Here is a 13297-nt window from a genome sequence, read left to right as displayed (position 1 = left end):
TTCCGCTTTTCCCCCAGGAGTCTTCGCCTGCCCTCCAATCAACTTCTAGAAGCAACTAAATAGATGAAATCTACGTTCATCCTACCAATAAAAAAATCCGCACAATTCATCGTGCGGTTCCCTCCTCCTAACATACTTTTGGTCCAGATTCTATTCTGGTTGATTAAATAGATCAGGAGGGTCTATTATTTATAACGTTAGGACCTATTTAAAAAGCAGAACGCCTACAACAATGAGAATAATCCAAATTGGAATGCTTATCAATATCCCTATCACTAAACCTTTAAAGAAATTTCCTTCTTTCATTTTTATTACATTCCTCTCCAACAGTATTTTCTAACGATACTATGATTGGCTGAAAACTCTCTGAAGTTATACTGAAATACAGTGCAGAGTGAACACATAAACAATCTCACTATCTGTTATACACTACTTTTACTTATAGATTCAATGAGACAAAAAGCTCATCCTTTTTGATTCATGTAAACAAATTCTTTCTTGTATGTAACAAAACAATAAAAAAGCTCCCTGTAAATTATACGACAGGCAGCTTTTTTATAAACAAGCTATATTATTCAATTTACGTATGTAGAATGTTATTTATTCATTGTGAAAAACAAAAAAGTCGGAGAGAACGTACAAACGATCTCTCCGACTTTTAAAAATTAATATTGGCTCATGTATTGGTCACGTTCCCAAGGATGAACTTGTGTACGGAACATATCCCACTCGATTTCTTTCGCTTCAACGAAGTGCTCTGCTAAGTGTTCACCTAATGCAGAAACCATCACTTCGTTTGATTGGAAGCTATCTAAAGCTTGAGCTAATGTTGCAGGTAAATCTACGATACCTTCTTCAACACGCTCTTCTTTTGTCATTACATAGATATTACGATCAATAGGTTTTGGAGCTTCAAGATTGTTCTTGATTCCATCTAAACCAGCTTTTAATAGAACAGCCATTGCTAAATATGGGTTAGCAGCTGGGTCTACGCTACGTACTTCAACACGAGTTCCTACGCCGCGAGAAGCTGGGATACGGATTAATGGGCTACGGTTGCGAGCAGACCATGCAACATAACAAGGAGCCTCATATCCAGGTACTAGACGCTTATAAGAGTTTACAGTAGGATTTGTTACTGCTGTAAAGCTGTGTGCGTGCTTGATGATACCTGCGATAAATTGACGAGCAGTATCACTTAGCTCTAGATTACCGTTCTCATCATAAAATGCGTTTTGGCCATCTTTGAATAACGAAACGTTACAGTGCATACCTGAACCGTTCACACCAAATAATGGTTTTGGCATAAATGTAGCATGTAAGCCATGTTTACGTGCAATTGTTTTTACAACAAGTTTGAACGTTTGGATATCATCACAAGCTTTTAATGCAGCAGCATATTTGAAGTCGATCTCGTGTTGTCCAGGAGCTACCTCATGGTGAGATGCTTCAATTTCAAAGCCCATTTCTTCAAGCTCTAATACGATGTCACGACGGCAGTTTTCACCAAGGTCAGTTGGCGCTAAGTCGAAGTAGCCACCTTTATCATTTAATTCTAATGTAGGTTCGCCTTTTTCGTCTAATTTGAATAAGAAGAACTCTGGCTCAGGTCCAAGGTTAAAATCAGTAAATCCTAACTCTTCCATCTCTTTTAACACACGTTTTAAGTTATTACGTGGATCGCCATCAAACGGAGTTCTATCTGCATTGTAGATGTCACAAATAAAACGTGCTACTTTACCTTTTTCAGATGTCCAAGGGAAAATAACAAATGTATCAATATCCGGGAATAGGTACATATCTGATTCTTCAATACGTACAAACCCTTCAATAGAAGAACCGTCAAACATCATTTTGTTGTCTAACGCTTTTTCTAATTGACTTACTGGAATTTCAACGTTTTTAATTGTTCCTAAAATGTCAGTGAACTGAAGACGAATATACTTTACATTCTCTTCTTGAACTTTGCGGAAAATATCTTCTTTTGTGTACTTTGCCATCGTGTGATCCTCCCCTAAATCTCTATATAATATTTATAATCTATACCCCTCATATACGAACGGCATAAATATTGATAACTTTATTAATGAAAGAACCTGGACATATCTCCTTGATTTAAAGTTGCTCGATTAAAACGGCCTGCTTGCATAAGTTCTGCACGAAGCATTTTTCGCAACTCATCGTCCGTTAATTCTGGCTTTGCTGTTTCTGCCACAACTTTTTCTTCTTGCTTATGCCCTTTTTGCTCCTTTTGAAGATGAAACAGCTGTTTTACACCTGCTAAGTTTACACCTTGTTCGATTAGATCGCGGATTTCAAGCAGCTTATCAACATCGTTAAATGAGAATAGTCGTCGATTTCCCTCTGTTCTTACCGGTGCAACTAATTCATGTTCTTCATAGTAGCGAATTTGGCGAGCAGACAACTCAGTTAACTGCATCACAATTCCAATCGGGAAAAGTGGCGTATTTCTTCGAATGTTGTCACTCATTTCAGTTCCTCCTTTGGATTAACTATTTACATTGTATGCTATGTTAGTTCACCTGTCAACCGAATGTTAGTAATTCTAACATAAATTTTTCTGAACATTTTTTCTATACAAATAAATAGCACTTCGTTTATTTTTATAGCTTATCTTTTTCCTTCTTAACGGGGAGAAATAATCTTTCTATCTTATAAAAGTTCTTTTGTCAGTAATTGATCTACCGCCATGCATATTGCTACTTTTACATGAGCATACGTTAATCCGCCCTGCACGTAAGCGACATAAGGCGGCCTGATAGGACCATCTGCCGTAAGCTCGAGGCTCGCTCCTTGTATAAACGTTCCTGCTGCCATAATCACATCATCTTCATACCCTGGCATATAAGCAGGATACGCCGTTACGTGTGAATTAATTGGCGAAGCGAATTGAATTGCCTGACAAAAAGCCACCATTTTATCGGGGTCATCAAACTGAACGGATTGAATTAAATCTGTTCGTTCACTGTCCCACTTCGGTTCACTTTGCATACCAAGCTCTTCAAACATAGCGGATGAGAAAACCGCTCCTTTTAAGGCTTGACCTACTACGTGCGGCGCCAAGAAGAACCCTTGATACATTTCTTGCAAGCTATACAGCGTCGCTCCAGCTTCTGCACCGATTCCAGGAGTTGTCATTCGGTATGAACAAGCTTCCACTAGGTCTTTTCGTCCTGCAATATAGCCACCGATTTTAGCGAGACCTCCACCAGGGTTCTTAATAAGCGACCCCGCCATCAAATCTGCTCCTACATGCGTTGGCTCGATTGTTTCTACAAATTCACCGTAGCAGTTGTCAACAAATACAACAACGTCAGGCTTAATGCTCTTTACAAACGAAATCATTTCTTTTATTTGAGCGACTGTAAAAGAAGGACGAATGCCGTACCCTTTTGAACGCTGAATGCCTATCATCTTTGTATGCTCATGAATAGACGCTTTCACTTCTTCAAAATCCACTTGACCTTCCTCAGTTAAATCTACTGATTTATAGCTAATGTTATATTCTTTTAAAGAACCTACACCGCTTCCTCGTATGCCAACGATTTCTTCAAGCGTGTCATAAGGCTTTCCGGTTATATATAATAGTTCATCTCCAGGACGCAGTACACCAAACAGCGAAATGCCGATTGCATGCGTGCCTGAAATAATTTGCGGACGCACTAGACATGCTTCTGTTCCAAAAACGTCCGCATATACTTTCTCCAACGTATCGCGGCCTAGATCGTCGTAGCCATACCCCGTTGTCGGATTAAAATGTGAATCACTCACTCGGTTTTGCTGAAAGCTTTGCAGCACTCGAAATTGATTTGCTTCAATACGCTCGTCAATTTTCTCATGTACGGGCTTAATCTGCTTTTCTACTTTTGCAGCAAGTTCCCGAATGCGTGCCCCGTTTTTTAACTGATCAAACATCATTTCTTTGTTCCTCAACTTTCTTCAAGCGTTTGTAGCTTTTTGTAAAGGGGATGCTCTTTTGCAATATACCCTTTGCACTGATACTTCTCAGTTTCTTCATTGAACTTTAACGACTCAAGAATAGAGACCGTTTTTAGTTCAGCGAGCATTTTTCCTTCATAAGCCGGCAGCAGCACATGAAAAAACGCCATTTCTTTTTTCATTTCTTCTTGAATTCTTTCCCCAAGCTTCACTAAATCCGTAGCTTTAAAAGCGCTCATTGATAACGATGTTGAAGCGGATGGGACAAATAGTTCATGCTGCATATCTTCTTTATTGTAAACTGTTAGCATCGGAATGTCCGTTACGTTCAGCTCTTCTAGTAAGCGATGCACTGTTTTTTCGTGGTTGTTGTAATCTGGATTAGATGAATCTACCACGTGCAGAACAAGGTCAGCTTCGGTTACTTCTTCAAGTGTTGAACGGAACGCGGCTACTAACGTTGTTGGAAGATCTTGAATAAATCCAACCGTATCCGTTAACAGCGCCGTTAATCCTGACGGAAGCGTATACTGTCTTGTCGTTGGATCAAGAGTTGCAAACAGCTGATTTTCTTCAAAAATACCAGCTTCTGTTAAGCGGTTAAAGATCGTCGATTTACCAGCGTTCGTATAGCCCACAATTGCAATTTGATAGACATGATTACGCTTACGTCTTTCTCGATAACGTTCGCGGTGACTTACCACTGTCTTTAACTGACGCTTAATTTCATCAATTTTACGGCGAATATGTCTGCGGTCACTTTCAAGTTTCGTTTCACCAGGACCTCTTGTTCCAATTCCGCCTCCAAGACGCGACAAAGCGGTACCTTGTCCTACTAACCTAGGCAGCAGATAATTTAATTGAGCAAGTTCCACCTGCATTTTTCCTTCTCGCGTTTGAGCACGCTGTGCGAAGATATCCAAAATCAGCTGCGTGCGGTCAATAACACGCGCAGATAACCCTGCTGACAAATTGCGGATTTGACTGGGTGACAATTCATCATTAAATACAATTAAATCAGGCTCTAACTCTTCTTCAAGAGCCACAAGTTCTTCTACTTTCCCTTTTCCAATATAAGTAGCTGGATGAATGCGATCGCGCTTTTGCGTTAACCTTACCAGCACTTCGCCTTTTGCAGTCTCAGTTAAAGATGCTAGCTCATCCATTGAATATTCAAAACGTTCGTCATCGTCATGAAGCTGACATCCGACTAAAATTACGCGTTCAAGTTCAGTATTCATTTCTGCTGTCAAAGATTTTTCCTTCCCTTACTATTAAATTGACAAATCATTCATATCATATCAAAAAAATCTCCATTTCTCCATCTTTGCAAAAGAGACAGAATACATTGTCTTTTACTAGTTTAACACCCTTTTTAAAATCTATAAAACGATGATTAAAAAAACATTGAAATATCACGAAATTCTGTATACAATTTGAATTGGTTTACTTATCGAAATTTGAATCAGGCTGCCTGATTTTAAAATAATAGTCGCTACTTGGTGAAAACAGAATAAAGGGGATAGCATCATGACTTGGGACGTACTTAGCATTATTGGAACGATTGCTTTTGCAATCAGCGGAGCTTTCATTGCGATGGAAGAGGAATATGATATTTTAGGCGTTTACATACTCGGAATCGTAACGGCTTTTGGCGGAGGAGCCATTCGAAACCTGCTTATCGGTGTACCGGTGTCTGCCCTTTGGGAACAAGGACTCTTTTTTCAAATTGCTTTATTATCTATCACTGCCACTTTTTTATTTCCAAACAATATCTTAAAACATTGGAAGCGATGGGGAAATTTTTCGGACGCCATTGGCCTTGCAGCATTCGCGATTCAAGGAGCGCTTTATGCCACTCATATGAACCATCCGCTTAGCGCGGTTATTGTAGCTGCGGTCTTAACAGGAAGCGGCGGGGGGATTATCCGAGATTTATTAGCACGCCGAAAGCCTACTGTTCTTAAAGATGAAATTTATGCCGTATGGGCGATTATCGCAGGATTTAGCGTAGGGCTCCATATTACAAACACGCCTGTAGAACTTTATACGTTATTTATCTTGCTTGTAGGCCTTCGGATGTGTTCATACATTTACAAATGGCGCCTGCCGATTAAAACGATTCGACAACCAAATATGTAGAAAAAAGCCTTTCATGACGAAAGGCTTTTTTTCACAGCTGAATATCGCTTGACGTTAAAGTTAAAAGCTCGTTACGTTCAAAGCTTTCTTCTTCTAAAAGCCTCATGGATTGAGTACGTATGGAACGTTCAATAATGTTTCGCACATATCGACCGTTACTAAAATCCCTAGGCGTCTGATTGTACTTCACGTCCATAAAATGATCTTTTAGCTTTTTATAGGCCTCTGTACTAAACTGATACTGCCTGTCATTCATCATGTGACCCGCAATGTCCATCAGTTCATTAACATCATAATCCGGAAAATCAAAAATAAACGGAAACCTAGAGCGCAGTCCTGGATTAAGACTTAAGAAATTTTCCATTTCTCTTGGATAACCAGCTAAAATCAATACAAACTTATCATTTGAATCTTCCATATGTTTGACCAATGTATCAATCGCTTCTTTTCCAAAATCTTTTTCTCCCCCTCTTGCAAGAGAATAAGCCTCATCGATAAATAAAATACCTCCAAGCGCTTTTTTTACAAGATCTCTCGTTTTCTGAGCGGTATGACCAATGTATTCTCCAACTAAATCTGCACGCTCTGCTTCAATTAAATGTCCTTTAGACAAGATGTTCATATTCAAAAATAATTTACCCAGCAGGCGGGCTACCGTCGTTTTCCCTGTTCCTGGATTTCCTTTAAACATCATATGCAGCGCCTGCTTTCCCGCTTTTAAGCCCTGTTCCTCTCTTTTTTTGTTAATATATAGCCACGCATATATTTCTTTTATCATTTTTTTCAATTCTTCCATTCCAACCAGTCCGCTCATTTCTCGTTCAATTTCCCGAAGCGGCTCATGATTTATCACAGCTTTTTTGGCAGGACGCGGAATTGATGTCGTATACGATTTTTCCTTTTTTGTTTCATTATTTAAAATGATATTAATTTGCCCATTATTTTTAAGAGTTATCGGCTGTTCCACCATGTTCACCTCTCGTTTCATCCCACTTCTCTGTATCGCATAGCTGCATGCGATGAACGATACGAAGACAATGATCTCTTATTACCGAAGAAATAATCGTCTATTATAAGGTTTATGTTCAATGAGTAAAAACAATGTTAAGAAACTTTTCTAAGCCTTTATTTACATAAAAAAAGCATCCGAATATGCGGATGCTTCTCTTTAATCTCTATTCAAGTTCTACTGTAATATTTTTATTTGGTACAAATGTCGAAATCGCATGTTTATAAATCAGCTGCTGTTTTCCTTCAGATTCAATTAGCACAGTAAAATTATCAAATCCTTTAATTAGTCCTCTTAATTGAAAACCATTTAAAAGAAATACCGTCACATAGATATTTTCTTTACGTAATTGATTTAAAAATTGATCTTGAATATTAACTGATTGTTTCATTATTCGGCCTCCTCGTTTCTCTATCTGTTTACTTAATTCGCTTCTTTCTTCAGCTTTCCTGCAATATATGTAAAAATTTCAGCAAACTTTTCGGGAAATTTGTCAACTTCCATCTCTATCCATTTTACAGGCATTTTATTTCGAAACCATGTTAACTGACGCTTTGCATATCTGCGTGAATTTTGTTTCAACTGTTCAACGGCTTCTTCGAGCGTACAGCGTCCCTCAAAATAAGCATAAAGCTCTTTGTAGCCGATAGCTTGAATTGATTGTACATCATGCAGACCACTTTCGTACAATGATTTGACTTCCTCAAGCAGTCCAGCCTGCATCATCATATCGACTCGGTGATTAATTCTCTCATATAATACGTCTCGATCCATTGTAAGTCCAATAATGGTTACATCGTATAATAACTCTTGCGACTGTTCTTTTGTATAGTCACTGAATTTTTTGCCGGTTACTTCATAAACTTCAAGCGCTCGAATTACACGGCGATGGTTATTTTTATGAATAGCAGCCGCACTGTCTGGGTCAATTTCTTTGAGCTTCTCATACAGGGGATCAATGCCATGAGCTTTAATAAATACTTCCATTCGTTCACGAACTTTTTCATCACTAGGCGTTTCTGTGAACTGATAATCATAAATAACGGATTGAATATAAAGACCCGTCCCTCCAACAATCATCGGCATTTTTCCTTTAGCATGAATATCATCGATTTGTTTTCTTACAATCTCTTGAAATTCTGCCACAGAAAACGATTCATCCGGCTCCTTAATATCGATCAGGTAATGGGGAACACCCTGCATCTCTTCTTCTGACACCTTTGCTGTTCCGATATCCATCCCTTTATAAATTTGCATCGAATCACCTGAAATAATTTCTCCGTCTAACTGTTTGGCAAGTTCAATGCTTAATTTTGTTTTACCAACCGCAGTTGGTCCAATAATGACAATAAGTTTTGGTTTCTCTCCCGTCATAACAACACTACTTTCATCTATAGGCATTCACATCATTCCATTTTATCCAAATGGTCATGATTTATTCAACAAAACGGCTAGCTGCAGCTAGCCGCATTGCTTACATCACTCGCTTAAACATTTTTTCCATTTCATACGTCGAATGATGAATAATAATTGGTCGTCCGTGCGGACACGTAAATGGATCCGTTGTTTTTCTTAACGTTTCAAGTAAAGCAAAAATCTCATCGTTTCGCAAATGATGATTCGCTTTAATCGATCCTTTACAGCTCATCATAATAGCCGCTTCTTCTCGTAACTTCTCGATATTGACTCGTTTCATCGTAAAGATTTGCTGAATCATTTCTTCAATGGTTTCCTGTTCCTCTCCTTTTGGAAACCACTGCGGATGTGAACGAACGATATAGGAGTTTTGTCCAAACGGTTCTAAAAAGACTCCTACTTCAGCAAGCATGTCTTTGTATTCTTCTAAAATCAAGGCTTCATTTCCCGAGAACTCTAGCGTAAGCGGCATAAGCAGTTCTTGAACTTCTGAATCTACTTCTCCAAGCTTTCGCTTAAAATATTCGTACTTAATTCTCTCCTGCGCCGCGTGCTGATCAATAATAAATAATCCTTTTTCATTTTGTGCCAAAATATACGTTCCGTGCATTTGTCCAATTGGGTACATCGCAGGAACACGCGGTTCTGGCTGTTCTTTGGCTGAACGGTTTGGTTCTGGAATAGGTGCGTTTTCTTCCACCGATTCTTCATAGTGTTCTATTTCTCGAAACGTTGGCTCAAGTTCTTCATCTTGACGTATGACCTCTGTTTTAACAGGCGGCATGATCTCGTCTACACGAGCGGTAGTCTCCTTAAAGCTAGGCTCGCGAACCGTATCAGACGGCTGATAGCCAGACGGTTTAGACTGATGATCAAATGTAAAGGTCTGCTGCTCAGTTGGCTGCACAGCTGATTTTGACTTGGTTGGTACTACAGCATCCGGAATTAACTGCTGCTTTTTAAAAGCAGCTTTTACTCCTTGTTCAATAAGCTCAAACAGCTCCGCTTCTTTACTTAAACGCACTTCTAGTTTCGCTGGATGAACATTCACGTCCACTAACAAAGGGTCCATTGTAATGGTTAAAAACACGATTGGAAAACGGCCGATAGGTAAAAGGGTATGATAGCCCTGCTGTACCGCTTTTAACAACCCGTAGTTTTTAACAAAACGACCGTTAATAATGGTGGACATATAGTTGCGAGAAGCTCGTGTAATTTCAGGAAGGGCAACGTAACCATTCACTTCATAATCAAGAGACTGAACGTTAATCGGAATCATTTTTTTGGCGACTGCCATTCCATAAATAGCTGCAAGCACTTGGCGCACATCTCCGCTTCCGTTCGTATACAGAAGCTGTCTTCCTTGATGCATCAGCCGAATTGAAACTTCAGGATGAGACATCGCAAGGCGATTGACGACATCCGTTACGTTACCAAGCTCCGTGTTTACCGTCTTCATATATTTTAAACGTGCAGGTGTGTTAAAAAATAGGTTTTCAATAACAAGTTCGGTACCTTTTCGGCTTGACGTTAATTCGTGATGAACGATTTCTCCGCCTCTAAGTTTAAGGTGAGTGCCGGCTTCTTCTCCCGTACTCGTTTTGAGTTCAAGCATTGAAACCGAAGCAATACTTGGCAAAGCTTCACCGCGAAATCCTAACGTTCGAATTCGAAATAAATCTTGTTCTGTTTTGATTTTACTTGTCGCATGTCTTTTAAAAGCGGTCAAGCAGTCTTCAGAAGCAATGCCGTCTCCATTATCCAATATACGAATTTTTGAAAGCCCAGCTTCTTCTAGTTCAATTTCAATAACTGTACTGTTTGCATCAATAGCATTTTCGACTAGTTCTTTCACCACCGAAGCAGGTCGTTCAACAACCTCTCCGGCAGCAATTTTATTTGAAAGTTCGTCTGAAAGCTGCACAATTTTACCCACAGACTCACTCCTCTCAATCTATTTCTTTTTTAATGATTTTTGCAGTTCATACATCGCATTCATTGCGTCTAAAGGCGTCATTTCTAAAATATCGAGCTCTTTTAAACGATCGATAATTGCTTTTTCACGTTTTGAAAGCGCAGGCTTTTCTTTTTTCTCTTCTATTTCAAAGAACGAAAGCTGATTGGCTTCATCTGCTTTTTTACGATCTGCACGTTCTTCTTGAACCAAAGAAGCACCTTCTTGTGGAACTTGTTGTGTTATCTCTTCTCTTTTTGGAGCCTGACGTACAGGTTCACGCTCAGAAAATTGTTCTAAATCGTGTAAGATGACGCGAGCTCTCTCCAGAAGCGGATCTGGAAGTTCTGCTAGTTCCGCTACGTGAATACCATAGCTTTTATCTGCGGCACCATCTTTGATTTTGTGTAAAAAGACGACTTTCCCATTTTTTTCAACCGCGCTTACATGAACATTTTTAAGCGCAGGAAGCGACTCATCGAGTACGGTTAATTCATGATAATGAGTAGAAAATAGTGTCTTACAGCCAATATGTTCATGAACGTATTCAATAATTGCTTGAGCAAGAGCCATTCCGTCATACGTAGACGTGCCCCGTCCAATTTCATCTAACAGGATCAGACTCGACTGAGTGGCATTTGTCACTGCATTCTTCGTTTCTAGCATCTCGACCATAAACGTACTTTGACCTGAAATTAAGTCATCAGCTGCTCCGATACGTGTAAACACTTGATCAAAAATCGGCAGAACCGCTTCGTCAGCTGGCACAAAACAGCCAATTTGAGCTAATATCGCCGTTAAAGCGACCTGACGCATGTACGTACTTTTACCAGACATATTTGGTCCTGTAATCAGTAAAATTGAACTATCATCTGTCATTTGACAGTCGTTTGGCACATATTCCTGCGAATTCATTACTTTTTCTACTACTGGATGGCGTCCATTTTGAATCGAAATGTCTTCACTTGAAAAAATAGGCTTAGTGTAATGACGTTCTTCACTGATTTTTGCAAAGCACTGCAGTACGTCAAGCTCACTTACTTTTTTAGCAAGTTCTTGCAGCCTTGGAATATATGCTTTTACTTCTTCACGAATTTGTAAAAACAATTCATATTCCAGCTCTACAATTTTCTCTTCCGCTTCTAAAATCAGCGCTTCTTTTTCTTTCAGCTCAGGCGTAATAAAACGTTCTGCATTGGTTAACGTCTGTTTTCGTTCATACATTCCTTCAGGCAAAAGATGCAGATTTGCCCGCGTTACTTCTATATAATAGCCGAACACGCGATTATAACCAATTTTCAGTGAGCGAATCCCTGTTTTCTCACGCTCTTGCTGTTCAAGTGACGCAATCCACGTTTTTCCGTTTCGGCTTGCATCTCGGTATTGATCAAGCTGTTCATGATAGCCGTCATTAATAATGTCTCCTTCTTTAATTGACAAAGGAGGGTGCTCTTTTAATCCTCTTTCAAGAAGATTAGCTAATCGCTCACAAGGATCAATGTCTTCAACAAGCTTTGTGGCATAAGGATGATTCAAACGATTCACAACCTCTTGAATATGAGGCACATTTTGCAATGATTTTTTTAATTGAATTAAATCACGAGCATTTACATTCCCAAAAGCTACTCGACCAGCTAAGCGTTCTAAATCATATACGTCTTTTAACAACTCACGCAGTTCTTCTCGTTCAAAAAACTGTTTCATTAAGACATCTACCATATTCAAACGATTATCAATATCCGCTTGTTTTAAAAGCGGACGGTCAATCCAATTTTTTAATAAACGGCCGCCCATTGCCGTAACGGTCTGGTCTAATAGCCATAGAAGCGAGCCTTTCTTTCCTTTTGAACGAATCGTTTCGGTTAACTCTAGGTTTCGCTTAGAGAACAAATCAATTTTCATATATTCATTGATTTGATAAAACTGCACGGGCTGTAAGTGCTCAAGCGAACGCTTCTGCGTGCGAGTTAAATACTGAAGAATACGCGCAAACGTTGTAATAAGCTTTTGCTGCTGAAGCGACTCTACTAAATAATCTAGTCCTTCTACTTGATCTGTACTATTCTCATAAGAAATGGTAATCGTCATGCGCTCTTTTAGTGTTTGTAATAAGTCAGCAGGAAACTCAGAGCTTACAACGACTTCTTTTGCTTCTTTTGCATAAATCTCTGAGACGATATCGTGAAATGAACTAACAAGCGTTACGCTGTTTTCTCCTGTAGACAAATCAGAAAGAGCAAGACCAAACGTTTGATCCTCGAACGCAGTAACAGAACAAATATAGTTATTTTCCTTTTCATGCAGTCCGCGTTCATTCATCAGTGTTCCGGGTGAAATCACCTGCACCACTTCTCGCTTTACAACACCTTTTGCATGCTTAGGGTCTTCTACCTGCTCACAAATAGCTACTTTAAATCCCTTTTCAATTAAACGCTCGATATACGTAGGAGCAGAGTGATACGGAACCCCGCACATCGGAATTCGCTCTTGTCCTCCTCCGTCTCGACTTGTTAATGTTATTTCAAGTTCTTGAGAAGCTGTCGTAGCATCTTCAAAGAACATTTCATAAAAATCACCTAATCTAAAAAATAAAAAGGCATCTTGATACTCTGCCTTAATTCTCAAATATTGCTGTATCATTGGCGTATACGCTGCCATACTATTCCTCCATACCACATCTAGTTGTGCGTTTTTGCTACACGTATTATAACATAAGTCTTTCTTAAACTTAATTTATTCAAATAGAACAATCTTCAATTTCTTTTCATCAAACAAATAAAAAAGCTTCGGACGAAGGAAGAAGCTTGTCCGAAGCT

General features: G+C 39.2%; 10 protein-coding genes. 1 reads left to right on the top strand and 9 read right to left on the bottom strand.

Annotation, left to right across the window (positions count from 1 at the left end; genetic code table 11):
• Positions 1-665: 665 nt before the first annotated feature.
• From glnA to hflX, 4 genes are all read right to left on the bottom strand, one after another.
• On the bottom strand, positions 666-2000 hold the full coding sequence (glnA, locus tag ACH6EI_RS04040) for a type I glutamate--ammonia ligase (RefSeq protein ID WP_013084732.1): 1335 nt from the start codon (positions 1998-2000) through the stop codon (positions 666-668).
• An 83-nt stretch (positions 2001-2083) separates the two neighbouring features.
• Positions 2084-2491 carry a MerR family transcriptional regulator gene (locus tag ACH6EI_RS04035; RefSeq protein ID WP_014458504.1) on the bottom strand — a complete coding sequence of 136 codons (408 nt, stop codon included), beginning with the start codon at positions 2489-2491 and terminating at the stop codon, positions 2084-2086.
• A gap of 182 nt (positions 2492-2673) precedes the next feature.
• Positions 2674-3936 (bottom strand): methionine gamma-lyase family protein, encoded by a 1263-nt coding sequence (locus ACH6EI_RS04030; RefSeq protein WP_028411374.1) that lies wholly within the window; start codon positions 3934-3936, stop codon positions 2674-2676.
• Positions 3937-3950: 14 nt separating this feature from the next.
• Positions 3951-5213 carry a GTPase HflX gene (gene hflX, locus ACH6EI_RS04025; RefSeq protein WP_016765352.1) on the bottom strand — a complete coding sequence of 421 codons (1263 nt, stop codon included), beginning with the start codon at positions 5211-5213 and terminating at the stop codon, positions 3951-3953.
• A 277-nt stretch (positions 5214-5490) separates the two neighbouring features.
• Between hflX and ACH6EI_RS04020 the strand changes: the two genes are divergently transcribed.
• Positions 5491-6102 carry a trimeric intracellular cation channel family protein gene (locus ACH6EI_RS04020; RefSeq protein ID WP_013058789.1) on the top strand — a complete coding sequence of 204 codons (612 nt, stop codon included), beginning with the start codon at positions 5491-5493 and terminating at the stop codon, positions 6100-6102.
• Between the two features lie 31 nt (positions 6103-6133).
• On the opposite strand, the gene spoVK is transcribed toward ACH6EI_RS04020, so the two are convergent.
• The 5 genes from spoVK to mutS form a co-directional block, all read right to left on the bottom strand.
• Positions 6134-7072, bottom strand: coding sequence for a stage V sporulation protein K (gene spoVK, locus ACH6EI_RS04015; protein WP_223546698.1), 939 nt, complete (start codon positions 7070-7072; stop codon positions 6134-6136).
• A gap of 205 nt (positions 7073-7277) precedes the next feature.
• A complete protein-coding gene (gene hfq / locus ACH6EI_RS04010) occupies positions 7278-7502 on the bottom strand; it encodes an RNA chaperone Hfq (RefSeq protein WP_013058791.1) in 225 nt (74 codons plus the stop codon).
• 32 nt (positions 7503-7534) lie between these two features.
• Positions 7535-8485, bottom strand: coding sequence for a tRNA (adenosine(37)-N6)-dimethylallyltransferase MiaA (gene miaA, locus ACH6EI_RS04005; protein ID WP_098112974.1), 951 nt, complete (start codon positions 8483-8485; stop codon positions 7535-7537).
• Positions 8486-8585: 100 nt separating this feature from the next.
• The gene (gene mutL / locus ACH6EI_RS04000) at positions 8586-10463 is read right to left on the bottom strand and encodes a DNA mismatch repair endonuclease MutL (protein ID WP_028411376.1); all 1878 of its coding nucleotides are present in this window, start codon (positions 10461-10463) and stop codon (positions 8586-8588) included.
• Between the two features lie 18 nt (positions 10464-10481).
• Positions 10482-13139, bottom strand: coding sequence for a DNA mismatch repair protein MutS (mutS, locus tag ACH6EI_RS03995; protein ID WP_028411377.1), 2658 nt, complete (start codon positions 13137-13139; stop codon positions 10482-10484).
• Positions 13140-13297: the final 158 nt, after the last annotated feature.

The organism is Priestia sp. JSM ZJ58 (assembly GCF_044383985.1).
GTDB classification, from domain to species: Bacteria; Bacillota; Bacilli; order Bacillales; family Bacillaceae_H; genus Priestia; species Priestia zanthoxyli.
The sequence above is the reverse complement of the archived record's forward strand: the minus strand, read 5'-3'. Positions and strand labels throughout refer to the sequence as shown.